Source organism: Cyanobacterium aponinum PCC 10605 (assembly GCF_000317675.1).
In the GTDB taxonomy this organism is placed as follows: Bacteria; Cyanobacteriota; Cyanobacteriia; order Cyanobacteriales; family Cyanobacteriaceae; genus PCC-10605.
The window spans coordinates 1749768-1774409 of record NC_019776.1; the positions used below are offsets into that span (position 1 = coordinate 1749768).

The following is a 24642-nucleotide window of genomic DNA, read 5'->3' on the forward strand; positions in this document are numbered from 1 at the left end:
ACTTTTTAAAGGCATAAGAATTGATTATTTTCTCGTAGTTAGTTAAATTTCCTAAGATTACTATTAACATGGGGAAAAATATTCTTAATCAGAAAAAGCAGAATTTCATAATAAGGGAGTAAGAAAAATGAAACGCACTGCGATTATTGCCTTTTCAGTTGTTCCTGCAATTGTTGCGATGATGTTACCAGATGTTTGTGCCATGATTAAACCAACACAAAGGTTATCAAATCACATTGATACTTCTGGACAATTAATAGCGATGAAAATGCCAATGTTTGTTTCTGGAGAACACCCCACCAGTGGTAGTGTATCTGTGGTAAGAGAAGGTGAAAATAAATATATTGAATTTGGAGAAGACTTTAAAACCGATTCTGGACCCGATCTTTTCGTCATTTTACACAAAAATAAAGACGTAATCGGTACAACCAAAGCACCAACACACAGTATCAAAGAAGGTGATTATGTTACTTTAGAACCTCTCAAAAAAGTGAAGGGTAAACAACGTTATAAAATTCCTTCTGAGGTAAATTTAGAAAATTATAAATCCGTAGCCATTTGGTGTCGTCAATTCAATGCAACTTTTGGGGCGGCTACACTTCCTCAATAAGTCTCAGTGGTTCGGCAAGAGAGAGGTTTCAGGTGGCAGTTTTCTGGCTTCTCTTAATTGTTTTTGTTTGTTCGATCCTAAATAAAATAATATAGTTTAGTTCGTCAACTTTTAGTTATCAATCATGAGTTTATAGTGGCTATTGTCAACCATTAATTATCACAAGATTTTAAAAATCCATCAACTGAACAACTGAACATCTGAGATTCCCATAAAATATACTATTGTTCAATAGAAAATAAAAACAAAATATAAAAATAATGTATTTATTAATTCCGGCGGCGGGAATGGGCAAAAGAATGGGAAGTTCTCGTAATAAACTATTATTAGAGTTAAAAGGAAAACCTTTACTTGCATGGACTTTAATTTCTGCCGACAAAGCGGAAAGTATCGAATGGATAGGTATTATGGGGCAAACCTATGATTTTCCAACATTTGAAGAAATTATTAACCAAATTAAACCCTGTAAACCAATCAAACTAATAAAGGGGGGAGATACTCGTCAGGAATCTGTCTATAATGGTTTACAAGCATTGCCAGAAAAAGCAGAAAAAGTCCTAATTCATGATGGTGCTAGATGTTTAGCAACTCCAGATTTATTTAATCGTTGTGCCGAAGTTTTACAAGAATGTCAGGGTTTAATTGCCGCTATCCCTGTAAAAGATACGATAAAAATAGTTGACTCGAATTTATTGATTACCGATACTCCCACAAGAGATAATCTTTGGGCGGCACAAACTCCTCAAGGTTTTGATGTTAAACTCTTAAAAGAATGTCACGATCGCGGCTTAAAATTAGGATGGCAAGTTACTGATGATGCCGCCTTATTAGAAAAATGTGGTTTTCCTGTGCGCATAGTCTCAGGAGAAGAAACCAACTTAAAAGTTACAACTCCTATAGATTTGACTATTGCTGAATTTATACTCAATCAAAGGGCAATAATTTGAGTTCGGAGAGTTCGCTCGAGCGCTCGTACACTCCTTTCAGTCGTGAACGGAGTTCGGAGAGCTCACTACGCTCATAATACTCCTTTTTCCCTCAACTTTTTTTAAGGATTAACCACAGTATATGACCATTGATTATTGTCTTGTAAGGTATATAAATGTCGATTTTGAGGATTACCTCTCAATTCTAAGTGATCAACTTTGTCAGGATTTAATAACAATAAACAAAAATTTTCGGGAGGGTTTTTCTCATCAATGATAGGGATTTGTTCTTCTTTTTCTTTCTCTATTTTTTCCTCTCCCGGGGTATCCCAATAAAATTGTTCTTTTCCATTTTTACTTAAATTATTCCATGTGTTTTGACGGGCTTTTTGCCAAGTTAAATTATTATTATTTCCTATTACTAAATCTATCTTTCCTCTAATTCTAAACTGCTCTCTAGTTTTGGCAAAATACCAACAAATTTCTGCGACGGGATTAGTTTGTAAATGGCTATATTTTTCACTTCTAGTATCGGTAATAATTTGTATAACGTTGCTATTTTCTAAGAAACCTCGGAACACAACGGTTCTATTGGCGGGATAACCTTCTTTTGTAATGGTTGCTAGTTGTATATATTTACTAAAAACTTGTGAGCGATTCTTATGTAGTGCTTTTTGAAGATGCGATCGCCATTTTACTGTTATTTCCATTCGTTGATTGAGGTTATTTTTAATTTGTTTAATTAAGATAATAATTAGTTAAAATTTAATCTTTATTTTGATAAAATTACGAAACTCAATTATGATTAATTCAATCTTATTTTGCAATTATAAAAGATTAGGTTTCTCTTTGGCAAGAAGAATAAATTAGAAAATCTTTGTAAAATTTAATAAAAAGTTAACAATATTCAAAAAAGTTATCAAAACTTGAAAAAATAAAGAGAAATAATTGAGGTAAAATCAAGGTGAAATCAAGAACTTTGGTTGTAATTAGATAAAGAATTATTGCTCAAAGTACCTAGACATCTTCAGAGAAAATATTAGGAGAAAAAATGCCTACACAAACAACTTTTATGCCCCCGATTTGCGGTTCAGAAGCAAGGATATTATCTATAGTCAATCATCAAGATCCTATTTTTTTACCCCATTCCAATATCAATCCTCATCAAATTAAGTCTGCTTTTGCCTGTGCTTTACATATGCACCAGCCAACTATTCCTGCAGGTCATGATGGCAGTCTGATTTGTAACTTACAATATATGTTTGAGCATCAAGGAGAAGGAGATAATCACAACGCTGGTACTTTTGCTTGGTGCTATAGTCGCATGGGGGATTTTATCCCTGAATTAGTGGGCAATGGTTGCAGTCCAAGAATTATGCTGGATTACTCAGGTAATTTGCTATGGGGATTTCAGCAAATGAATCGCAATGACATCATTGATAATCTGAAAAAAATTACTTGTGATCCTCACTATAATCGTTATGTAGAATGGTTAGGAACAATGTGGTCTCACGCTGTTGCACCTTCTACTCCTATTCCCGATCTTAAATTGCAAATTTTGGCTTGGCAACATCATTTTGCTTCTATTTTCGGGGATGATGCTTTAAGAAGAGTCAAGGGTTTCTCTCCTCCAGAAATGCACTTACCAAATCATCCTGACACTGCTTATGAATATATTAAAGCCCTGAAAGATTGTGGTTATCGTTGGTTGTTAGTACAGGAGCATTCTGTAGAACGTCCAGAAGGAGGCGGTTTATATCATGACGATAAATATTTACCTAATCGTTTGGTGGCGAAAAATTCTAGGGGTGAAAGCGTTAGTATTGTTGCTTTGATTAAAACTCAAGGGTCTGATACTAAGTTAGTAGCACAAATGCAACCTTTCTATGAAGCCAAGGGTAGAGGCAGACAAAATATTGGTGATATTTCTGTCCCTTCTTGTGTTTCTCAAATCGCTGACGGTGAAAACGGTGGAGTCATGATGAATGAGTTTCCCGGAGGTTATCATCCTGTGTGGTATCAAATTAAAGATAGCGGGGAAGGGGTTGTTGGTTTAAACGGCACAGAATATATTGAATTGGTAGAGTCTTTGGGGGTAAAAGAGGAAGATTTCCCCGTTTGTCAGCCCGTTGGACAACATAAAATCTGGAATGCTATTGGCGATGATATTTCCCCTGAATCTGTCCAAAATGCGATCGCACATCTGCAAGAAAACGATCATCAATTCCACATGGATGGGGCTTCATGGACTAATGATTTGAGTTGGGTTAAAGGCTATGAAAATGTTTTAGAACCCATGAATAAATTAAGTGCAATGTTCCATCAAAAATTCGATCGCGCTGTTGCTGAAGACCCAAGCGTAACTCAAAGACACGACTATCAAGAGGCATTACTATACACCATGTTAGTGGAAACCAGTTGTTTCCGTTATTGGGGACAAGGTACATGGACTGATTATGCCCGTGAATTATATCGCCGTGGGGAAGAGTTTTGTAAATAAATAATAGTTCAGTTAACCTCAGTTATTCGACAAGAATATTCGGTTTAGAAAGGTATTAGGTATTAGGTTTAGCGTAGTAAATAAGTAATGAGTAATAAGTTGCCGAGTCAGGGTGAAGATTTTCCATGAAAAATATAGATGCGATCGACTTTTTGCTCTTCTGTATAATTAACTCTCAGTTTGATGTCGAATATAGTTTTCTCTCCTTTTTAGACGCTTTTCTCGCTGAAATGATCCTAATAGTTGCTTCTCTTTCAGTATAGATGACTATATTAACTTCAGTTCGGTTTAAGAATATCCGACAAGGTTAGGTGTCAGGTGTCAGGTTGCAGGTGTTAGGGGATGGGGGGATGAGGTTATGAGGAGAAAGGGGGAAACAAGTAATAAATAATAAATTAAGTAGTAAGTATTCGTGGTTTTTCATTCTTAATTCTTAACTATTTAACGTCAGTTCGGATTAAGGCAATTTTATCGTTATTTCTAAGAAGAAGCTATAAGGTTTTCTGACTACGAGTTGGTCTGCTTTCAGCTTATCCAAAACTCAGGTTATATTAGGCTAAGTAATTTGTATGTAATGTATAAATATTTCCTCGTGATTCTTCAATCCCTATTCTTCCTCCTCACCTCATGACTTTGCTAACACCCCTGAAAATAGGTACGGAAAACTACACTACCTGAAAATAGCCACTTTCCCTCAATATAGAGAAAGAAATAAGCAATTGAGTAAATTTATCTATTTTTTATTCACAATCTTAGTTGTTTGCTTTTATAGATAGAAATTAACTTATAGTAAAACGGAGTTATTATTTATGGGAAAAGTTGTAGGTATAGATTTAGGAACGACTAACTCTTGTGTAGCAGTAATGGAAGGTGGTAAGCCTGTTGTTATTGCTAACGCTGAAGGTTTTAGAACCACTCCCTCTGTGGTTGCCTATGCCAAAAATGGCGATCGCCTCGTAGGTCAAATTGCTAAACGTCAAGGGGTAATGAACCCTGAAAACACCTTCTACTCAGTAAAACGTTTCATTGGTAGAAGATTCGACGAAGTTACCAACGAAACCACTGAAGTATCTTACAAGGTATTAAACGTAAATGGAAACGTGAAGTTGGATTGTCCCTCTCAAAGTAAACAATTCGCTCCCGAAGAAATCTCCGCCCAAGTATTGCGCAAACTAATTGAAGACGCTAGTAAATATTTAGGTGAACCCGTCAAAGAAGCTGTTATTACAGTACCGGCTTACTTTAATGACTCTCAACGTCAAGCCACCAAAGACGCAGGTAAAATTGCAGGTATCGAAGTAAAACGTATCATCAACGAACCTACCGCCGCATCTCTTGCTTACGGTTTAGATAAAAAAAGTAATGAAACCATTTTAGTATTTGACTTGGGCGGTGGTACATTTGACGTATCTGTTTTAGAGGTTGGTGATGGAGTATTTGAAGTATTAGCAACCTCTGGTGATACCCACCTTGGTGGTGATGACTTTGATAAAAAAATCGTTGATTACTTAGCCGAAGACTTTAAAGGAAAAGAAGGTATTGACCTACGCAAAGACAAACAGGCTTTACAACGTTTAACTGAAGCGGCAGAAAAAGCAAAAATAGAACTCTCTAGCGTTTCTCAGGCTGATATTAACTTACCCTTTATCACCGCTACTCAAGAAGGACCTAAACACTTAGAATTAACCTTAACTAGAGCTAAATTCGAGGAGTTATGTTCTGATTTAATTGATCGTTGTGCTATTCCTGTAGAACAAGCTCTTAAAGATGCGAAATTAAGTGCAAACGATATTGATGAAGTAGTGTTAGTTGGTGGTTCTACCCGTATTCCTGCGGTTAAAGAAGTCGTTAAAAAAGTTCTAGGAAAAGAACCCAATCAAACCGTTAACCCTGACGAAGTGGTTGCAGTTGGTGCGGCAATTCAAGGAGGCGTATTGGCAGGGGAAGTAAAAGATATTCTCTTATTAGACGTAACTCCTTTATCTTTAGGGGTAGAAACCCTCGGCGGTGTGATGACTAAAATCATCCCTAGAAACACCACTATTCCCACCAAAAAATCAGAAACCTTCTCTACTGCCGTTGATGGTCAAACCAATGTAGAAATCCATGTTTTACAAGGTGAGCGTGAGTTTTCCAAAGATAACAAGAGTTTGGGAACTTTCCGCTTAGATGGTATTCCTCCTGCACCCCGTGGTATTCCTCAAATTGAAGTTACCTTCGACATCGATGCTAACGGTATCTTAAACGTAACTGCAAAAGACAAAGGTACTGGTAAAGAACAATCCATCAGTATCACAGGAGCTTCCACCCTACCCGACACAGAAGTCGAGCGCATGGTTAAGGAAGCGGAAGCCAATGCGGCGGCGGATAAAGAAAGACGGGAGAAAATCGAGCGTAAAAACCAAGCTGACTCTTTAGTCTATCAAGCAGAAAAACAACTCAATGAATTAGGGGATAAAGTTTCTGCGGATGATAAAGCCAAAGCAGAAGGCTTAATCAAAGACTTAAAAGAAGCAGTAGGTCAAGATGATGACGAGAAAATCAAAACCGTAATGCCTGAGTTACAACAAACTCTCTATACCATCGGTAGTAATGTTTATCAACAAGCGGGTGGTGCGGCTCCCGGGGCAGATGCTACTGGAAGTGCTAACGATTCTGATAACAACGATGGTGGAGATGACGTTATCGATGCAGAGTTTTCCGAAACTAAATAAACCAGAGTTAGGAGTTAGGAGTTAGGGGTTCAGAGTTAAGATGTCTTAATATAAACTTGTAGGGGTTGAATATCATTCAACCCTTAATGTTTTGAGAACTTTCAATCAACTCGAAGTAATTTTGTTGTTGCGAGTTACAAAACAGCTTCAAATACAAAAAATTAGAATTTACCAACTTTAAGCCTAAAATTGTAGAGGGGTACAAAAAAGTCGTTCTTTTTTATATAATAACTACATTAATATTCATTTTTGGTTTAATGGGAGTTTTTTTCCGATGAAGCAAAAAAAAGATGATTCCCCCTTAGATATTATTCTTGATGCTATTTTTGATTTATTTAAAGCCGCATTTGGTAAAAAAAAGGAAAATAAGCCTTCTCAATATTTTTTATATGGGTTTTTGTTTTTAATTATTGCTTTAGCTATTAACTATTTCTTTTCTATATTTTTAGGAATATTTACAGTTCAAGAAAATTTAAACTCAAGTCTTAATAATATACTTTCCTTGTTAAAAATTATCATTTGGATTATTAATGCGATTTTTATTGGATCTGGATTAATGTGTTTTTATAGGGGATTAACTAAAAAATAAACAGAAGAAGAATATAGAAATGGTTTACGTCAATCAATTATCAACTCCTGTATGGTTACAGACTGTAAAGTGGATTTTGAATCCTCCTGAATATATGAGTCAGGCAGTCAAAGAGTATCAAGATTTATTTACTGCTCAAATTACTGGGTTTGGTAATAATATTTTATTTGTTAATCATCCAGATGCTATACAGCAAATATTAACTAATGATCGTCAAACCTTTTTTGCTGACGGTGAGTTAAACACGGTACTTACTCCTATTGTGGGTTATTCTTCTTTACTTTCCTTGGACGGAAAAAGACACAAACGAGAAAGAAAATTGATGATGCCTCCCTTTCACGGCGATCGCATGATCTATTATGGTAATTCGGTGCAGGAAATAGTTGATAATTTATTTAGTAAGTTTAAAACTAATGATATTTTTATCACTAGGGAAACCATGCAGGAAGTTTCATTACAAGTAATACTTAAGGTGGTTTTTGGACTTACAGAAGGCGATCGCTTTTTGCAAATGGCACAATTAATCAAAGATATTTTAGACCGCTTCAACCAGCCAATTAATATTAGTTTCCTATTTTATGAATGGCTAAGGAAAGATTTCGGAAAATGGAGTCCTTGGGGTAGTTTTCTCAGAATCAAAAAAAGATTAGATGATTTAATTTACCGTGAAATAGAAGAGAGAAGAAAAGAAAAAAACTCAGAAAGAGTAGATATGTTATCCCTGCTTTTAGAAGCGAAAGACGAAAATGGAGAAGGATTAACCAACCAAGAATTAAGAGACGAATTAATGTTAATTCTGTTTGCAGGACATGAAACTACTGCGATCGCAATGTCATGGGCATTGTATTGGATTCACTATTATCCAGAAGTAAAAGAAAGACTCCTGCAAGAATTAAACACCTTACCTCCAGATAGTGACGGTATGACAATTTATAAACAACCCTATCTTACCGCCGTTTGTAATGAAACACTACGAATCTATCCAGTGGCAATGTTAACCTTTCCCCGAGTAGCAACGGAAGATGTGCAACTATTAGGGCAAACAGTCAAAAAAGGAACAATAGTGACAGGGTGCATTTATTTAACCCATCAACGAGAAGACTTATATCCCAATCCCAATCAATTTCAACCAGAAAGATTTTTACACCGACAATATTCCCCCTATGAGTTTTTACCTTTTGGGGGAGGAGTGCGCCGTTGTCTGGGAGAGGCATTAGCTACCTATGAGATGCGCTTAGTAGTGGCTAAAATACTCCGAGAGTACGATTTGGAGTTAGTCACAAAAAAAGCTGTAAAACCCCGTCGTCGTGGAGTAGTTTTAAGCCCTAAAGGAGGCATTCCCATGAAATTTTTAGGTCATAAATAACCTCGGTTCGGTTTAAGAATATCGGACAAGGTTAGGTGTTAGGGTGTTGGGGGGATGGGGGAATGAGGGCAGAGGGGGAAACAAGTAATGAGTTCGGAAAGAGGTGGCAGGTATCAGGTGGCAGGTGTCAGGTTTAAGGGAGTAATGAGTAACGAGTAATTATCAACTATTCACTATTCACTATTCACTATTTACCTTTGCCTTTTTAACTTTTCTTAATCTCTAATGGTTAGTTTTTGTATGTTCCAAAAAGCACCCCCTAGGGCAGAATATTCAACTCCTTCAATACGATTTCTGACAGCAGATAAAGAGTAGGGATTAACTAAATAAATTAAGGGTAAATATTCAGAGGCTAATTGCTGAGTTTGATCATAAATTTCTTTTCTTTTTTCAAAGTCTAATTCTCTTGCCCCCTCTATATATAATTGTCCAATTTTGGCTTCCCAATCAGCGATAACTCTACCCTCAATTGGTTGTCTTCCGGGTTGGGGTTTTTGATTAAAAAGATGTAAATTTCCATCTGGAAACCATAAATTAGCACCACCATTAGGCTCGTTACCACCAGTAAAACCAATAATATGGGCTTCCCAATCTAAGGAATTACTTAATTTATCCACTAAAACATTAAATGCGATCGGGGTAAAGTCCACAGTAATACCAATTTGGCTTAAATCTTGCTTTATTTGTGAACCTAAAGACTCTCTAATTTTATTTCCTGCATTGGTTAAAAGAGTAAACCTAACTTCATTATTTTCTGAGTCTAAAAGTTTGCCATCTTCTCTATATTTAAAACCTTCTTTTAAAAGTATTTGCTTGGCTAATTCTGGGTCATAATCATATCCTTTAATAGTTTGATCATAAAAAGGTGACTGCACCGAAATAGGGGAGTTTTGAGGCTCTCCTAAACCCCGATAAATATTATTGATCATTCTCTCTCTATTTATACCATGCGCGATCGCTCTTCGAAAATTGACATTATTAAACCATCTTGATTTATAAGGGGTTACTAAAGGCTTACCATTTCTCGATCCCTGATTGAGATTAAACGCCATAAAAGTTGTACCATAGGCAGGACCACCATTAAAAACAGTGAAATTACCCCTCTTTTCTTCTTTCTTTAAAAGGGAAAAATATTCAGGTGTAATGCCAACAGAATCTAAACTTCCTGAACGAAATTGTAATAAAGAAGTGTCTGTTGATTCGACAATTTCCCATACAACTTCTTCTATATAAGGTAGTTGATTACCCATAATATCTTTTTCCCAATAGAAGGGATTTTTTGTGAAAATAATTCGTTGAGAAGTTACATAGTTTTTTAATTTATAAACACCATTAACTACCAAATCTTCAGGGGGAGTGTCCACACCCCAAAAAGATAAGAAAAGTGGCTTTCCATCACTGCCTTTAGTGTTAACTTTTTCTTCTAAAATATGTTTAGGTAAAATTGCTAATCCTGTGCTATCTAAAAACGGAGCGAATGGTTCAGGAATTGTGAATTTAACTTGAGATTCATTTAATTTTTCTACCGTGGGAAAAGCCCGACTTTGACCAATGCGTAAACTATCCCTAACATTTGTTGGTATCTCTTCATTGAGGTAAATTTGATTATAACTAAAGACGACATCATCCACTGTTAATGGTTGTCCATCAGACCATTTTAAATCCTCTTTTAAAGTAAAAATAATAGTTAATTTATCATCAGAAATAGTCCAACTTTTAGCAAGGGCTGGTTCAATTTCACCCGTCAAAGGATTTTCTCTTACTAACCCCTCATAGGTTAAACCAAAAATATTGGGTGATTCTTGAGAAAGTACCACATTAAAAGTTTTTGGTTCGCTTAAAACTGATTGTATAATTCTTGATGAATTGTCTGTTTTATTGATAGAGTTACAGCTAGATATTAATAAATTTAAACTTATAAATAGTAAAGATATAGTTAGTAATTTAGCTATTTTTTTGAAAAATATAGATTGTCTAAATTTTAAGGTTTTCATAATTATTAATAGTTTAAATATCTATTCGGTGCTATGATACAAAGATTATATATTAGTTATATAGCAGTACTAAATCATTTGTGAAAAAAAATGGTATCCAAAAGGGAATAGGTACTCTTATAAGTGCCATAACAATAATATCTGCAACGCTTTCTTTTTTCTAATAATTGATTTATTCCGACTCATTGAGGATTGTATAGTTTTTATAAAATAAATTTTTAATCAATAGTTATTTATGTTAGATTTTTTTATTAATTTATCAGAAAAACTACCTAGTTTAGTGAAAGATATAATTATTTCTATTTTTCTGCTAGTGTTAGGTTATTTTTTCTTGAGGGTAGCTAAAAATATTGTAGTTAGACAATTAAAAAAAATTAGTAAAGATAATCAAAATTTACTCGCTTATAAAATTACAAATATTTTAGCAAAACATTTTTTACCCATTACCTATTTTGGTCTATTTTACCTTACCATTAAAGAAATTCAATTACATAGAAGTATTCTCGGTGCTGTTAAAACATTTTCAATTATTGCCACAACTTTTTGCGTGGGAAGATTATTAGTGGATATTTCAAAAATTTTAATTGAATATTATGGTCAAAAATATCATGATTCTAATAAAGAAATTGAGCGTAAAATTAATGCTTTATTTCCTGCTTTAAGGGTGGTAATTTGGACATTAGCAACTATTTTTATTCTCAGTAATTTGGGTTTTGATATAGGGGCAATCGTGGCTGGTTTGGGAATAGGTGGTGTGGCTTTGGCTTTAGCTTCTCAAGGTATTTTACAAGATTTATTTAGTTATTTTGCTATTTTATTCGATCGCCCTTTTGAAATTTCAGACCTAGTAGCAATAGATGATTATATCGGTTATGTGGAACATATTGGCATCAAAACAACAAGAATAAAAGCCCTAACAGGAGAACAATTAATTCTGGCAAATACTGATTTAACTAACTCCAGATTACGCAATTTTAAAAGAATGCAACGCAGACAAGTAATCTTAAAAATAGGGGTAGTTTATGAAACAGAAAATGCAGTTTTGGAGACGATTCCCGACATAATCAAAGAAGCATTAATTGGGATAAAAAATGTCACCTTTGATATTGCCTTTTTTTCAGGATTTGGTAATTTTAGCTTAAATTTTGACATCATTTATTATGTTCATAGCAACGAATTATATATTTCTCGTATGGCTCAAAATGAGGTAAATTTTGCTATAAAAAAGGCATTTTATCACCATAAAATTATTTTCGCTTACCCCACACAAACGCTTTATGTTAATAATAATTAATCTCAGTTCGACATAAAAATATTAGATAAAGGTCGGTTTCAGGTGTCAGGTGGCAGGTTTCAGCTTTAGGGGAGTAATGAGTAATTATCAACTATTCACTATTCACTATTCATTATTCACTATTCATTATTCACTATTCATTATTGCCCATTGCCTTGTTTTAATTACTACTTACTAATTGTTAATTTTACCAATGAACTTGACTAAGAATATACTTTAAACAATCATAATCATTTTTCAATAAGACACTAAGAGTCCTACCGGCATTAACTAACCAAGTGCGATCGCCATTTCTCAAACGGTATGATTCTCTTAAGGTAGCGGCAATGAGAGATTCAACGGGAGTATTTTGCACTTGTAATAAAACCCTTAAGAAATCTGGATTAGCAGTAAACTTGATTACCTCATCAGGCACACAACGAAAAACCCCTTGATGAATTTGAGGAGGACGGGGAGGCAAATATTGGTATATATTACCATTACTGGGACTATAGCCATTATTGTCATTAGTAGCAGGAGTTTCAAAACCAATAATTACTGCTCTAAATTCGGTTCTCAACATAGCGAAAATTTGCGGTTGCTGTTCCCTTAATTCTGCTAAAGTTAAACCTAAAGCTCTTGCTTTGTGTACAGAATCCACAGGAGCAGTCGTCACATTTGTCACCACAGCAAATATTTTATTTCCAGATTCTTCATCAAGAGATTTAACCCAACTGCCAAAGGGTGGCATAGTGGGAAAATTTAATTCTTCTGGCTCTAAGCATTGGGCTAAAAATTCTGTGGTTGAAGTTTCTATGACTTCCCCTATATGTTCAGAAAGGGGATTTTCTCTTTCCTGTTTTGGTAATGGTAAGCGCATTGAAAAATAGAAAAAATTTTGAATTACAAAGGTTGAATCAAAGATAAAGCATTATCAATTATCATAACCTGAGTTCGGGGTTAGGGGTTGAAGGTTACAAGTGATTCACTATTTACCTTTGCCCTTTGCCCTTTTAACTTTGCCCTTTTTTCATATCTAATTTATTTGTACCACTTCAGGGAAGATAGAAATTTCAGCAATACTATCTAAACCGACGGAATTCAACAATTCAACCCATTCTTTCTTAATTTGATTGTCTTGTGGATTTTCAGCACGTAATAAAGCTAATCCTTCTAGGGTGTCATACCAAATACCTGCTTCCGCTAAGGTATTTAAGCTATCCCATTCTTTATCTGTTGTTATTTCCTGTTGCATTTCTTCAGGTAAAGAAACTTTTTCTAACCAACCAACTGTTCTTAATTTAAAAGCTGTTAATGGGTTATCGTCTTCTGAGATTAACTGAATCTCCCATTTATATAATTTTTTTTCTTCTAGGTTAATGTTAGCTGGTAATTTGACCCTTAAAACTCCTGCTTCATTGGGAGGGGTGAAATTTTTAGTGTATATTTCTTTCCCATTTTCCTCTACCACTTTGATGTTAGCCTCAAAAGCATCATTCTTAGGCAGATAAACAAAGATTGTTGGTGAGTCGTCAATGGTTAATGCCAATTTTTCAGGAGGAATAATGGCGGTTACCACCGTTGATTTGTCGCCACTTCTGGTTGCCCCCCCAATTCTTGCCCCCGGCACTCCCCTATCTGGTAATTTAAAACGTAGGCGAGGCATGGTTTGGGCTATTAATGAATTGTTGGTATTTTTCTGATAACTATTTGCATTAAAGTCTTGAGTTTGTGCTGATATATTCGTGGGATTAAGTAAAATAATTGAAGTAATACTAACTATAGATGCGATCGCTTTTAACATATTTTGTTCCTCAAATCTTTTTTCTATATTAACTAAGTTTTTCCTAAATTTTATTGATAATAGTTAGTCAAGAAGAAACTAGGAAGAAATAGTAACTATTTTTCGTAAATAACTGAAAATAAGATAACACAGAATTTATTGTAATCAATTTTGCTCCAATTGAATGCAATATCCCTTCTTTTTCCTAATCTTTCCTTCACTATTTAGACTTTCATAAATTTATGAATAATTCGTTACAATTCTTAAAATATAATCTAAAAAAATATTGGGGATATGATAATTTTCGTTATCCTCAAAAGGAAATTATTAACTCAATTTTATCAGGTAAAGATTGCTTAGTAGTAATGCCTACAGGTGGGGGTAAGTCTCTCTGTTTTCAGTTACCTGCCCTATTACAAAAAGGTTTAACTATAGTGATTTCGCCCCTTGTGGCTTTAATGGAAAATCAAGTATTGGAGTTGCGACAGAAAAATTTACCCGCTTCTATTTTACATAGTGAGATGAAAAAGCGCGATCGCACCTTTACTTTAAACTTATTAGAAAATCAGAAATTAAGGTTGCTATATCTTTCTCCAGAAACTCTCCTTTCTCCGCCTATTTGGAAAATAATTTCTCATCCTAACTTGATTATCAATGCTCTAATTTTAGACGAAGCCCATTGTCTTAGTCAGTGGGGGGATAGTTTTCGCCCGACATATCTACGTTTAGGTGCAATTCGTTCTAGTTTAATTAAATCTAAACTAAATTCTTCTCAAATGGCTATGAAAAAAGAATCTATGATTTTACCCATCGCCGCTTTCACCGCCACAGCCGATAATAATACTCAAAAAATTATTCAAGAATATTTGCAATTATCGAATCCTAAAAAATTTTTAATTAGTCCTTATCGAGATAATTTACGGATAAAAATTAAAACTATTTGGACTCCTAGAAGTAGGAAAAAACAATTAATTAACCACATAAAAAATAAAAATAAACAAAGTGGTTTAATTTATGTCAGAACCAGAAAAGATAGTGAAAATATTAGTCACTTACTAAATGAATTAGGTTATCAAAATAAAGCATATCATGGCGGATTAGAAGCAAGTATTCGCAGAAACATTGAACAAGATTGGTTAGAAGAAAAAATCAAATTTGTGGTATGTACATCTGCTTTTGGCATGGGTATTAATAAACCTAACCTGCGATGGATATTTCACTATCAAACCCCCCTCTTTCTTTCTGAGTATATTCAAGAAATAGGTAGAGGTGGTAGAGACGGCAAACTAGCAGAAGCAATAACCTTAATTAGTGAAAAAACGGGCTTTTTTAATCCCGAAGATAAAAATATAAAAAAATACTTTCTCCAAAGACGAATTAAACAATATCAAGAAGCACTTAAAATAATTAAAAAATTGCCACTTCAAGGGAATATAGAAAATTTATCCAGAGATAAACAAGTATATCTTTCAATTTTAAATCTTAGTAAACAATTATATTGGTTAGACCCATTTAACTATCAAATTAATCTCAAAAATCCTCAAGAAAATATCAAATTTTTAATTCAAAAACAAAAAAAATTAGTCAGATTAACCGAAGAATATATGGGAACAAAAAAATGTCGTTGGGGTTTTCTCCTCGATGCTTTTGGATTTCCACAAGGTAGGGATTTTAGTTGTGGTAAATGCGATAATTGTGAAGTCAGTATCCACAATAATTTTAAATAGTAATTGACCTGAGTTCAGGATAAATTGTCATCTATGAGTGATGGTGAAAAGGGCAAAAGATCGCATTTATTATAAGTTGAAAAAATGTTAAATAATTTAGTTAACAAATTACCAGAAATTCAAGACTTATTAAAAGCAGTGACCACAGAAAATAAAACATTTAGTTTTGATGCACTTCATTATCAAAAACAAACAATTAAGATAATTTTAGAAACAGCAACAGAAGTAGGAAAAAAATAAGAAATCATTGGAGAATAGAAAACCAATTACACTGGGTAAAAGATGTCATAATGGATGGGGATAGTTCAAAAATAAAACAGAAACAAGGGGGGATAAAGAGGGGTTTGCCTCTTGCCTCTTGCCTCTTGCCTTTTGCCTCTTGCCTTTTGCCCTGTGCATCGTTGCCCTTTTAATCATAATATTCCAAACGAATGGATTTAGTAATTATTAGTCGTCTAACAATTGCCTTAACTTTAGGTTTAATTATTGGTATAGAAAGGGGATGGAGTAACAGAGAAAGCCCTGAAGAATTAGGTAGTGACGGACTAAGAAACTTTGGTTTAGTGGGTTTATTGGGTGGCATAACTGCGTTACTCGCAGAAGAATGGGGATGGGGTATTTTAGGAGTGACTTTTTTAGGATTTGCCATTCTCGTTAGTACCTCTTATGTGTTAACGGCTCAAAAATCCCAAGATTATGGTACAACAACTGAATTTGCTTTATTGATAACTTTTTTACTAGGAGCTTTAGTAGTTAAAGATTTGAGCTTAGAATCTATTGCAGTGGCAGTAATTGTCAGTTGGTTACTAAAACTGAAGTCAGAAATTCGGCAAATGTTAATTTGGCTTAAACAAGAAGAATTAATTGCTACTCTTAAAGTTCTTCTTTTGGCTTTAGTTACCTTACCTTTACTCCCCAATCAGGATTTAGGTCCTTGGAATGCTATTAATCCCAGAGCAATTGGGCTTCTAGTACTTTTAATCGTTAGTATTTCTTATGTAGGTTATTTTATTATTCGTCTTTGGAAAGATAAATCAGGAGTTTTATTAATCGGGTTTTTGGGAGGTTTTGCTTCTTCTACCGCCACCACCATAGCTTTATCTCGTATGGCAAAACAGGGGCAAGGACAAACTAAAATTCTGGCAACTGCGATCGCACTCGCTACGGGAACGATGGCACCTCGTTTATTGCTACAGATAACTGTAATTAATTCCTCATTGGCGAAACAATTGGCGATACCTTTAACTATTTTAGGCTTGACACCGATTTTAATTGCTTTAATCTTCATTTGGCGAGGAATCAAAGAAAAAAATCAAGAAGTACCCATAACCTTATCTAATCCAGTAGAACTAGGTTTAGCCGTTCAATATGCTCTGATTTTAATTGTTTTATCTTTGTTAATAAAAGCAGGAGAACAATGGTTTGGAGAAACAGGAGTTTATTTAGTCTCTGCCTTATCAGGATTAGCTGATGTGGACGCAGTTAGTATTTCCCTAGCCCGTGCCGTCAATCAAAATATGTCTTTATCCGTGGCAAAAATAAGTATTTTTATTGCTGTATTTATGAATACTCTGGTTAAAGTTGCCTTAACTCGATTCATCGGTGGCAAAGAATTAGCTCGTTGGTGTGCTGTGATTATCCTGCTCACTCTTACTTTCAGTGGCATAACTATTTTTGTTATTGGCTAAAACTTAAGACCTTACACCAGTGCATTAACACTAGAAGATTAAATTTTTAAAATCAATTTAACCGTAGTTTATGTCAACTATAAATACTATTGCCTGTTGATTACCCTAATCGACAATTTTATATCGAACTCAGGTTGAGTAAAGACAATGAGTCATTAATCCAAAATAGACTGTTATATTAATGGGGTGTGATTAACTTTATGTCAAGAAGAAAATGATCAAAAAAATTTATAAATATTCTCTTATCATCATCCTCTCATTTATTTTCTGTGTCGGTTTTAGTCCTCAAGCCCTTAGTCAAATACCTTTTATGCCTAGTTTTAATACAAATACAGGATTACCAGAAACTCCAGCATGGGACTTAAATCGGGCTAGAGCTTGTGGTAGGTCATTATGTAGTGATGTTTTTTTCTATGGCAATAGGAATCTTCGGATTAATACGAGGTTATTGTCAGCATTTAATAAAGATATGATTATAGTGGCTTCTCCTCGAAATATTGATAGACCAATTCAAGAGGTTGCATTTGAAGTAGAACAAAGGGCAAGGTCTATTCAAAATATTTTTCGCCAAATATTCGAGTCTATGGCGGATTCTGGGGAAATAGGTAAATTACCTCAACAGAAGTTACAATTTTGGTTATCTACAAAAAGAAAACCCCTTCATCCTCTTACCCCAGTAGTTGATATTGGAGTTGAAAATAATCAAAAGGTTATATTTATTGCGGCAAAACCGGAGCTGAATATTACTCAACAAACCTTAATTACTGTCACCAGAGTTGATGCCAGAGCTAACAATCAAACCATTGACGATTTAGCCGAAAGATGGCGAAGAATAGTCATTAAAGCATTAAGTGAGGCTTTATGGGGATTGGAAATGGATCGTCAACAACCCTTGTTGAGAATACAAATTTCTTTAGTCACAGTTGCGATCGCACTTCTTTGCATTCTGATCATTAAATTTTTCGCAAAACTAGCTTATAAATGGCGTCGTAATCTCAGCAATAAATTAAAAGAAATCCAAAAAAGTCTTTTAGTAGATCCTGAAGCCAAGCCCGTAGAAAGAAATTACACTTCTGAATCAGGAGAAATAGGAGATTCAGCACAAAATAATCCCTTTCAAAATATGTTTGACAATGGTAGGAAAATGTTTTTTGAGGGTATTTCTTTTTCCGCAAAATTAATACCGAGTCTTGTTCTGAAAAAACAAAATATTATTCGTCAACAAATTAACATTAGTGAATTGATTTCCAGTCTTTTATTTCTCAGTCAATTTACCATTGTTCTTTTCACCATAAGCTCGATCGCATTTACTTATCGAGAAACCCGTTTCTTATTTAATTTATTTTTAATCCAAGCGGTATTGCTACCAGTGATTTGGATTTTGATGATTTTAACCGATAAATTTGTTGATTTTTGGATTGACTACGCTTTAAATCGTTGGGCAAAAGAAAAACAAGAACTTGAACCAGAATCTAATCGTGCTAACTTAAGAGTTAATACCTACTCCCCCGCCCTCAGAGGCGCAACAACTTTTATCTTCGGCGCGATCGCAGTTTTTATGTCCTTATCCGTTGTGGGGCTTAGTCCTAATGTTCTTGCCGGTGCTGGTGCCGTAGCGGTAGTATTTGCCTTTCTTTCTCGTAATCTTTTAGAAGATATGCTCAACGGTATTTTGATACTAATTACAGACCGCTATGCAGTCGGTGACGTGGTAGAAATCAATGGACTTGGTGGCTTTGTTGAAAGCATGAACCTTTATACCACTTCCTTAAGAGATTTAGATGGTAACTTAAAAGTAATTCCCAACGGCAAAATTTTCACCGTCATCAATGCTACAAAAGATTGGTCAAGAGTTAACTTCACCGTAGAAATTAACTGGGATGCAGACATCAAAAAAACCATCAATGTTTTACAAAATGTAGCCGATCAAATGTATCGAGATTCTTACTGGCACGAAAAAATGTTATCTTCCGCCGAAATCCTCGGTATCGATAAAATCAACCATGAGGGAATTATGATTCGCCTCTTAATCAAAACCAAACCTATACAACAATGGGATGTCGGTAGAGAATATCGTTGGCGCGTCAAAGAGGCTTTTGATTTAGCTGGAATAAGAACAGGTGTTCCTCAAACAGAAATTATCCATCGTCACGAGGAAAACAATAACTCCCTTAAATTGTCTGCTAACGGAAAAAACTTTTGGAGCAACTAACTTCAGTTAGACAAATAAGTAATGAGCGGGAGAAATAGGGGCAAATGGCCATTCGCCCCTACAGGGAGGTGGCAGGTGTTAGGGTGTTTAGGGGATGAGGTGATGAGGGTAGAGGGAGATAAGGTGTCGGGTTTAAGATTTCAGGTTTTAGAAGAAAGTAATGAGTAACGAGTAATTATCAACTATTCACTATTCACTAATTGCCTGTTGCCCTTCTCTCCTTGAAATATAAAAAAATGTAAAAATATCATTAAGAAAAGTAACAAAATAAACAGAAAGGTTGACAAAGTTGACGCTTTAATATCCGTATGTTAGCTTTATAACAACGAAATCAACGGAGGAGTGAAAATGGATATATCAGCAAGTCTCACCCTAGAACAACAATTCAAATTAGAAGTATTAAAAGACCAAGTTAAAGCCCTGAGCAAGGAACAGGCACAAGATTACTTAATTGAAGTATTTAGACAAATGATGGTAAAAGATAACATGATCAAAAAGATAATGAAAAACGCATAATTTCAGGTTTCAGGTTGCAGGTTTTAGGTTTTAGGTTAAGAAAAAAGAATTAGTTGAAAAAAATCTTAATTGTTGCCTCAATTTTCAAAATAGTAAAAAATAATCAAATCTGACACTCACTGACTACTATTGCAAGATGTGAGTTGAATGTTTCTATGGCTTTTAGTTTATGATGTTTGATTCTTCTGATTTAACGAAGGAAACGGTTTACAATAGTCTTGATTGTCAATATCTCTATTGTTAACTTTTAATTGTCAATCTCAAAAAAATAAGTAAGATTGTTAACTTTTAGTACTCATAATTTTCATCGTTAATATCTCAAACTAGACAACTATCTGAAGAAACAACTCATGAACTACGAGCCTTTACATCATAAATATAGACCTCAAACTTTTTCCCAATTGACAGGACAAGAAGCGATCGCACAAACTTTAATTAATGCGATTAAAAATGAGAAAATAGTACCAGCTTATTTATTTTGTGGTCCTCGTGGTACCGGTAAAACTTCTAGTGCCAGAATTTTAGCAAAATCTCTAAATTGTATTGAAAGCGATCGCCCTACGGCAGAACCCTGTGGTAAATGTGAAGTCTGCAAAAGTATTAGTAATGGCTCTGCTTTGGATGTGGTAGAAATTGATGCTGCTAGTAATACGGGAGTTGATAATATTCGAGAAATCATCGAAAAAGCTCAATATGCCCCCGTTAAGTGTCGTTATAAGGTTTATGTGATTGATGAGTGTCATATGCTTAGTACGGCCGCTTTTAATGCCCTTTTAAAGACATTGGAAGAACCTTCTCCGAGGGTAATTTTCGTCCTTGCAACCACCGATCCTCAAAGAGTATTACCAACTATTATTTCCCGTTGTCAAAGGTTTGATTATCGCCGTATTCCTTTGATAGAAATGGTTAAACATTTACAAGATATTGCCATAAAAGAGAATATTGATATTACTCCTGAAGGTTTATCTTTAGTCGCACAATTAGCCAATGGGGGAATGCGTGACGCTCAAACTTTATTAGATCAACTCAGTCTTTTATCTGGTACTATTACTCCTGAAAGGGTATGGGATTTAGTGGGTGCAGTCTCAGAACAAGATTTATTGGCTTTAATAAGTGCGATCGCATCTGATAATCCTGAAGAAGTAATCATCCAATGTCGTAAATTGCTCGATCGAGGTAGAGAACCATTAATCGTTTTACAAAACTTAGCCAATTTTTATCTTACCCTACTAATTGCGAAAACATCTCCTCAGAAAAAAGAATTAGTCGCCATAACCGATGACACATGGCAAAAATTGATTCAAGAAGCCCATCAATGGGATTTAAAAGTAATTCTGCAAGGACAAAAAAAACTAAAAGATAGCGAAGTACAAATAAGAAACACTACTCAGCCTCGCCTTTGGCTAGAAATTACCCTATTAAGTTTATTGCCTTCAGCAAATGCCCTTACCACAGTAATGGTAAATAATTCTAGTCAAACAGCTACTGCACCTTTAACTCAAGAAAAAAGAGTAACTCAAGAAAAAAGAGAAAATACAACTGTAGAAACACAAACATCACAGGCAATTACTCCCCCTCCTGAAGACAACTCAACTCCTCAAACTCCTCAAATTTATCAACCCTCAACACCTGTCAATTTTGACTCATATACAGATGTAAAAGAAAAAGTAATTGAAGCAGTTACACCCACTGCAACTAAATCATTTTTGCGTCAAAGTTGTCATATTCGTCAAATAGAAGGTCAAACCGTTACCCTAGAAGTAGCAAGTAGATTTTTATTAGACATAGGAAAAAGACAACAGCAAGACATAGAAGCAGGATTTGCTCATGTTTACCAAAAACCGATGAATGTTGTTTTCATAGAAAATCCAGCCCTAAAAAATCAAAAATTAGACAATGATGATAATTCTCCCCCCCAACCTACTCAACCCCCCACTAAGCCCATAGAAAATCCATCCCCCACAGAAACAAAATCTTCTATTCCTCAAACTCCAGTTAATCAACCCGTTGAGACAGCTAAAATCCAACCACCGTCAAAACCAGTAATGTCCTCGTCAGTAGAAATTAATCATGAAGAATTCAATACACAATTAGCCAGAAATGCCGCAGAAAGTGTAGTCAAAAGTTTTAAGGGAGACATTGTTTTCACAGAAACAAAATTAGCACTTCCAAAAATAGTTAATCGCCCTTCTATAGAAATTTCTGAAGATGATGACGATATTCCTTTCTAATAAATCAGGGTTTTTTCAAAGTTAGGGTATAATTAACCATTTAGCCCTCACTCCAAGCCCCTACTTCCCCAATCCCCTAACACTCCAACGCTCTTCTCTGATATTATTAGACTGAACTGAGATTCTTTTCTATCCAGATATAACCTTCTTTTTCCGCACTTTCAGCCGTTAGAAAATCTGTCGTTTCTTTCACTATTTTTCCCTCTTGGGTAACAACTCTAAAAGACCATTTGTCTTTCTTGTTATAACCTACAATTAACAAGTTTTTGCCCACGTGAACTACACCATAAATTTTTTCATACATGACTTAATTTGAAATTACTAAGATGTGTCAATAATTAACCTGAGTTCGGGATAAGCTGAAAGCATTATTTTCTCCTAGTCAGAAAACCTTATAGCTTCTTAGAAACAACGATAAAATTGCCTTAATCCGAACTGACTTAAACAAGGGGCTTAAGCCCCTTGCTAAAAACCCCTACCACCTGCAACCTGCAACCTGCAACCTGACACCTAACCTTGTTGGATATTCTTAAACCGAACTGAGGTTAATTAAATTTTTCGGCTCTATCACTTCTCGTCGTGTAAATTATTAGTTAAGGTAGGCTGAAAGGCAAACCCCCCTTTATCCCCCCTCTCGAGGGGGGAGGGCAAGAGGCAAGAGGCAATGGGGGATTATTAAATAATAATTTATAAACTTTTAGTTTTTGTTTTACTATAAACACTATTCAATAAAGGTTATGGAAGTCCTGTTTCTCTTAATTTATCATAACCACACTCTGAAGAAGCAATTTTTCCATGATTAAAAAGTTTGTTGATATACCGCAATTCTAAATCATTTGTGAAAAGTCAATAGACTATTTCCCCACAAAAATCGATTTTTGATATATTTTTCCTAAATAGAACTGATTTTTTAAAAGAAAGTTTTGTCTATTTATTGATCTCAACTCCTTATTCTTCAATCCTTTTTTCATCGAACTCAGGTGATACGGTATAATGGTCATTAGCAAAATCCTAAAAATCCCTTCATATCTTATCAATCTCAATAAAATAAAGATAATAAGCAAATATCTCTCATGGCAATCATTCAATGGTATCCCGGACACATCAGCAAGGCAGAAAGACAACTCAAGGAACAGTTAAAAAGAGTTGATGTGGTTTTAGAAGTGCGAGATGCTAGAATTCCTCTTGCTTCCCATCATCCTCAGTTGAAGCAGTGGATAGGAGATAAACCTCGTCTTTTAGTTTTAAATAGAGAAGATATGATTTCTGACTCTTTAAGAAAAGAGTGGCAAGAGTGGTTTGGCGCTCAAGGGGAAATTCCTTTTTTTACTAATGCTAAAGATGGTAAAGGGGTGAAAGCTGTTAAAAAGGCTTCCCAATCGATGGAAAAACAAGTAAATGAACGTCGTCGTAGTCGTGGAATGTTACCTCGTCCTGTTCGAGCCGTGGTAATCGGCTTTCCTAATGTGGGTAAATCTGCGTTGATTAATCGCTTATTGCAGAGAAAAATTGTGGCTAGTGCCAGAAAAGCTGGAGTTACTAAGCAGTTACAATGGGTTCGTATTTCTGATCAATTAGAATTGTTAGATGCACCGGGAGTTATTCCTTGGAAGTTAGAAAATCAAGAGGATGCTTTAAAATTAGCTATTTGTGAAGATATTGGAGAGGCGGCTTACGATAATCAGTTGGTAGCGGCTGATTTTGTCGATTTATTAGTTAAATTGGGTTCTGATGAGGTGCTAAAATCTCGTTATGGTTTAGATCCTTTGGAGATGACAGGAGAAGAGTTTATTTATGAATTAGCGGCTAGGAAGTACAAAAACGATAAGGAAAGAGTAGCGAGGCAATTATTACAAGATTTTCGTAAGGGTTATTTAGGTTCGGTGTCTTTGGAATATCCCCCTGTTATGGAATAAAGAGCATGGAAATAGCTATTTTTGGTACAAGTGCAGACCCTCCAACCATTTCTCATCAAAAAATTTTAGTTTATTTGGCTAATCACTATGATTTAGTATCGGTTTATGCTTCTGATAATCCTTTTAAGAGTCATGCTAGTGGCTTTGTCCATCGTCAAAAAATGTTAGATTTGTTGGTTAGGGATTTACACAGAGATTATCCTCATCTTCATCATACTCCAGAGGTGAGCGATCGCCGCTCTATTCATACTTTAGAAAAGGCAAAACAGAGATGGGGAGAGGATAATAATTTTACCATTGTGATTGGTAGTGATTTAGTTGATCAAATTTTTCAATGGTATCAAGCCGAAAAACTTTTGTCTCAGGTCAAAATTTTGGTTATTCCTCGGGAAAATTATCCCTTAACACAGGAAGATATAGAAAAGATTAATCGTCATAGTAACTCAGGAGCATTCACTAAGTGGCACTTTGCGATCGCATCTTGTCATATTCCCCCTTATTCTTCTAGTAATTATCGAGAGAATCATCATGATTCAACTGTAATTAAAAGTATCCAAGAGTATATAGAAAAAAACCATTTATATTCTTCATGAGAAA

The 24642-nt window shown here is 34.9% G+C and carries 21 protein-coding genes; 16 read left to right on the top strand and 5 right to left on the bottom strand.

The window, feature by feature from the left end; translation table 11 throughout:
- Positions 1 to 127: 127 nt before the first annotated feature.
- Both CYAN10605_RS07325 and ispD read left to right on the top strand, forming a co-directional pair.
- Positions 128 to 610, top strand: coding sequence for a DM13 domain-containing protein (locus tag CYAN10605_RS07325; protein ID WP_015219301.1), 483 nt, complete (start codon positions 128 to 130; stop codon positions 608 to 610).
- Between the two features lie 260 nt (positions 611 to 870).
- On the top strand, positions 871 to 1557 hold the full coding sequence (ispD, locus tag CYAN10605_RS07330; protein WP_015219302.1) for a 2-C-methyl-D-erythritol 4-phosphate cytidylyltransferase: 687 nt from the start codon (positions 871 to 873) through the stop codon (positions 1555 to 1557).
- Between the two features lie 101 nt (positions 1558 to 1658).
- On the opposite strand, the gene CYAN10605_RS07335 is transcribed toward ispD, so the two are convergent.
- Positions 1659 to 2246, bottom strand: coding sequence for an Npun_F5749 family FMN-dependent PPOX-type flavoprotein (locus CYAN10605_RS07335; protein ID WP_015219303.1), 588 nt, complete (start codon positions 2244 to 2246; stop codon positions 1659 to 1661).
- Positions 2247 to 2587: 341 nt separating this feature from the next.
- Between CYAN10605_RS07335 and CYAN10605_RS07340 the strand changes: the two genes are divergently transcribed.
- The 5 genes from CYAN10605_RS07340 to CYAN10605_RS07355 all read left to right on the top strand — a co-directional run bounded on the left by CYAN10605_RS07340 (position 2588) and on the right by CYAN10605_RS07355 (position 8705).
- Entirely contained in the window at positions 2588 to 4036 is a 1449-nt protein-coding gene (locus CYAN10605_RS07340; protein WP_015219304.1) for a polysaccharide deacetylase family protein, read from the top strand.
- A gap of 125 nt (positions 4037 to 4161) precedes the next feature.
- Positions 4162 to 4299 (top strand): hypothetical protein, encoded by a 138-nt coding sequence (locus CYAN10605_RS19125; RefSeq protein WP_241212804.1) that lies wholly within the window; start codon positions 4162 to 4164, stop codon positions 4297 to 4299.
- Positions 4300 to 4845: 546 nt separating this feature from the next.
- Positions 4846 to 6750 (top strand): molecular chaperone DnaK, encoded by a 1905-nt coding sequence (gene dnaK, locus CYAN10605_RS07345; protein WP_015219305.1) that lies wholly within the window; start codon positions 4846 to 4848, stop codon positions 6748 to 6750.
- Between the two features lie 274 nt (positions 6751 to 7024).
- The gene (locus CYAN10605_RS07350) at positions 7025 to 7339 is read left to right on the top strand and encodes a hypothetical protein (protein ID WP_015219306.1); all 315 of its coding nucleotides are present in this window, start codon (positions 7025 to 7027) and stop codon (positions 7337 to 7339) included.
- Positions 7340 to 7358: 19 nt separating this feature from the next.
- Complete coding sequence (locus tag CYAN10605_RS07355) at positions 7359 to 8705, top strand: cytochrome P450 (protein WP_015219307.1); 1347 nt, start codon at positions 7359 to 7361, stop codon at positions 8703 to 8705.
- Positions 8706 to 8920: 215 nt separating this feature from the next.
- Here the strand turns inward: CYAN10605_RS07355 and CYAN10605_RS07360 are convergent, their stop codons facing one another.
- Complete coding sequence (locus CYAN10605_RS07360; RefSeq protein WP_015219308.1) at positions 8921 to 10699, bottom strand: ABC transporter substrate-binding protein; 1779 nt, start codon at positions 10697 to 10699, stop codon at positions 8921 to 8923.
- Between the two features lie 235 nt (positions 10700 to 10934).
- On the opposite strand from CYAN10605_RS07360, the gene CYAN10605_RS07365 reads away from it, so the two are divergent.
- A complete protein-coding gene (locus tag CYAN10605_RS07365; RefSeq protein ID WP_015219309.1) occupies positions 10935 to 11993 on the top strand; it encodes a mechanosensitive ion channel family protein in 1059 nt (352 codons plus the stop codon).
- Positions 11994 to 12180: 187 nt separating this feature from the next.
- On the opposite strand, the gene CYAN10605_RS07370 is transcribed toward CYAN10605_RS07365, so the two are convergent.
- Both CYAN10605_RS07370 and CYAN10605_RS07375 read right to left on the bottom strand, forming a co-directional pair.
- Positions 12181 to 12852 carry an HAS-barrel domain-containing protein gene (locus CYAN10605_RS07370; RefSeq protein WP_015219310.1) on the bottom strand — a complete coding sequence of 224 codons (672 nt, stop codon included), beginning with the start codon at positions 12850 to 12852 and terminating at the stop codon, positions 12181 to 12183.
- Between the two features lie 156 nt (positions 12853 to 13008).
- Complete coding sequence (locus CYAN10605_RS07375; RefSeq protein WP_015219311.1) at positions 13009 to 13776, bottom strand: DUF928 domain-containing protein; 768 nt, start codon at positions 13774 to 13776, stop codon at positions 13009 to 13011.
- Between the two features lie 221 nt (positions 13777 to 13997).
- On the opposite strand from CYAN10605_RS07375, the gene CYAN10605_RS07380 reads away from it, so the two are divergent.
- From CYAN10605_RS07380 to CYAN10605_RS07400, 6 genes are all read left to right on the top strand, one after another.
- Positions 13998 to 15482, top strand: a complete 1485-nt coding sequence (locus tag CYAN10605_RS07380; protein WP_015219312.1) for a RecQ family ATP-dependent DNA helicase — start codon at positions 13998 to 14000, stop codon at positions 15480 to 15482.
- A gap of 84 nt (positions 15483 to 15566) precedes the next feature.
- Positions 15567 to 15722: a hypothetical protein gene (locus tag CYAN10605_RS18815; RefSeq protein ID WP_015219313.1), complete on the top strand. Its 156-nt coding sequence runs from the start codon at positions 15567 to 15569 to the stop codon at positions 15720 to 15722.
- Positions 15723 to 15913: 191 nt separating this feature from the next.
- The gene (locus CYAN10605_RS07385) at positions 15914 to 17170 is read left to right on the top strand and encodes an MgtC/SapB family protein (RefSeq protein ID WP_015219314.1); all 1257 of its coding nucleotides are present in this window, start codon (positions 15914 to 15916) and stop codon (positions 17168 to 17170) included.
- A gap of 214 nt (positions 17171 to 17384) precedes the next feature.
- Complete coding sequence (locus CYAN10605_RS07390; protein ID WP_015219315.1) at positions 17385 to 19382, top strand: mechanosensitive ion channel family protein; 1998 nt, start codon at positions 17385 to 17387, stop codon at positions 19380 to 19382.
- A 348-nt stretch (positions 19383 to 19730) separates the two neighbouring features.
- Complete coding sequence (locus CYAN10605_RS07395) at positions 19731 to 19898, top strand: NblA/ycf18 family protein (RefSeq protein WP_015219317.1); 168 nt, start codon at positions 19731 to 19733, stop codon at positions 19896 to 19898.
- Positions 19899 to 20248: 350 nt separating this feature from the next.
- On the top strand, positions 20249 to 22129 hold the full coding sequence (locus tag CYAN10605_RS07400; RefSeq protein WP_015219318.1) for a DNA polymerase III subunit gamma/tau: 1881 nt from the start codon (positions 20249 to 20251) through the stop codon (positions 22127 to 22129).
- 106 nt (positions 22130 to 22235) lie between these two features.
- Here the strand turns inward: CYAN10605_RS07400 and CYAN10605_RS07405 are convergent, their stop codons facing one another.
- A complete protein-coding gene (locus CYAN10605_RS07405; protein ID WP_015219319.1) occupies positions 22236 to 22433 on the bottom strand; it encodes a hypothetical protein in 198 nt (65 codons plus the stop codon).
- Positions 22434 to 23202: 769 nt separating this feature from the next.
- Between CYAN10605_RS07405 and ylqF the strand changes: the two genes are divergently transcribed.
- Positions 23203 to 24045, top strand: a complete 843-nt coding sequence (gene ylqF / locus CYAN10605_RS07410) for a ribosome biogenesis GTPase YlqF (RefSeq protein ID WP_015219320.1) — start codon at positions 23203 to 23205, stop codon at positions 24043 to 24045.
- A gap of 5 nt (positions 24046 to 24050) precedes the next feature.
- Positions 24051 to 24638, top strand: a complete 588-nt coding sequence (locus CYAN10605_RS07415; protein ID WP_015219321.1) for a nicotinate-nucleotide adenylyltransferase — start codon at positions 24051 to 24053, stop codon at positions 24636 to 24638.
- The last annotated feature ends 4 nt before the right edge of the window (positions 24639 to 24642 follow it).

Excerpts from the sequence above, each read along its gene's own strand:
- CYAN10605_RS07370 (WP_015219310.1), bottom strand. The coding sequence starts at position 12,852 with ATGCGCTTACCATTACCAAAACAGGAAAGAGAAAATCCCCTTTCTGAA.
- CYAN10605_RS07395 (WP_015219317.1), top strand. The coding sequence starts at position 19,731 with ATGGATATATCAGCAAGTCTCACCCTAGAACAACAATTCAAATTAGAA.
- CYAN10605_RS07325 (WP_015219301.1), top strand. The coding sequence starts at position 128 with ATGAAACGCACTGCGATTATTGCCTTTTCAGTTGTTCCTGCAATTGTT.
- CYAN10605_RS07360 (WP_015219308.1), bottom strand. The coding sequence starts at position 10,699 with ATGAAAACCTTAAAATTTAGACAATCTATATTTTTCAAAAAAATAGCT.
- CYAN10605_RS18815 (WP_015219313.1), top strand. The coding sequence starts at position 15,567 with ATGTTAAATAATTTAGTTAACAAATTACCAGAAATTCAAGACTTATTA.
- ylqF (WP_015219320.1), top strand. The coding sequence starts at position 23,203 with ATGGCAATCATTCAATGGTATCCCGGACACATCAGCAAGGCAGAAAGA.
- CYAN10605_RS07415 (WP_015219321.1), top strand. The coding sequence starts at position 24,051 with ATGGAAATAGCTATTTTTGGTACAAGTGCAGACCCTCCAACCATTTCT.
- CYAN10605_RS07375 (WP_015219311.1), bottom strand. The coding sequence starts at position 13,776 with ATGTTAAAAGCGATCGCATCTATAGTTAGTATTACTTCAATTATTTTA.
- CYAN10605_RS07350 (WP_015219306.1), top strand. The coding sequence starts at position 7,025 with ATGAAGCAAAAAAAAGATGATTCCCCCTTAGATATTATTCTTGATGCT.
- CYAN10605_RS07390 (WP_015219315.1), top strand. The coding sequence starts at position 17,385 with ATGATCAAAAAAATTTATAAATATTCTCTTATCATCATCCTCTCATTT.
- CYAN10605_RS07385 (WP_015219314.1), top strand. The coding sequence starts at position 15,914 with ATGGATTTAGTAATTATTAGTCGTCTAACAATTGCCTTAACTTTAGGT.
- CYAN10605_RS07380 (WP_015219312.1), top strand. The coding sequence starts at position 13,998 with ATGAATAATTCGTTACAATTCTTAAAATATAATCTAAAAAAATATTGG.
- CYAN10605_RS07355 (WP_015219307.1), top strand. The coding sequence starts at position 7,359 with ATGGTTTACGTCAATCAATTATCAACTCCTGTATGGTTACAGACTGTA.
- CYAN10605_RS07405 (WP_015219319.1), bottom strand. The coding sequence starts at position 22,433 with ATGTATGAAAAAATTTATGGTGTAGTTCACGTGGGCAAAAACTTGTTA.
- CYAN10605_RS07335 (WP_015219303.1), bottom strand. The coding sequence starts at position 2,246 with ATGGAAATAACAGTAAAATGGCGATCGCATCTTCAAAAAGCACTACAT.
- CYAN10605_RS07400 (WP_015219318.1), top strand. The coding sequence starts at position 20,249 with ATGAACTACGAGCCTTTACATCATAAATATAGACCTCAAACTTTTTCC.
- ispD (WP_015219302.1), top strand. The coding sequence starts at position 871 with ATGTATTTATTAATTCCGGCGGCGGGAATGGGCAAAAGAATGGGAAGT.
- CYAN10605_RS07340 (WP_015219304.1), top strand. The coding sequence starts at position 2,588 with ATGCCTACACAAACAACTTTTATGCCCCCGATTTGCGGTTCAGAAGCA.
- CYAN10605_RS07365 (WP_015219309.1), top strand. The coding sequence starts at position 10,935 with ATGTTAGATTTTTTTATTAATTTATCAGAAAAACTACCTAGTTTAGTG.
- CYAN10605_RS19125 (WP_241212804.1), top strand. The coding sequence starts at position 4,162 with ATGAAAAATATAGATGCGATCGACTTTTTGCTCTTCTGTATAATTAAC.
- dnaK (WP_015219305.1), top strand. The coding sequence starts at position 4,846 with ATGGGAAAAGTTGTAGGTATAGATTTAGGAACGACTAACTCTTGTGTA.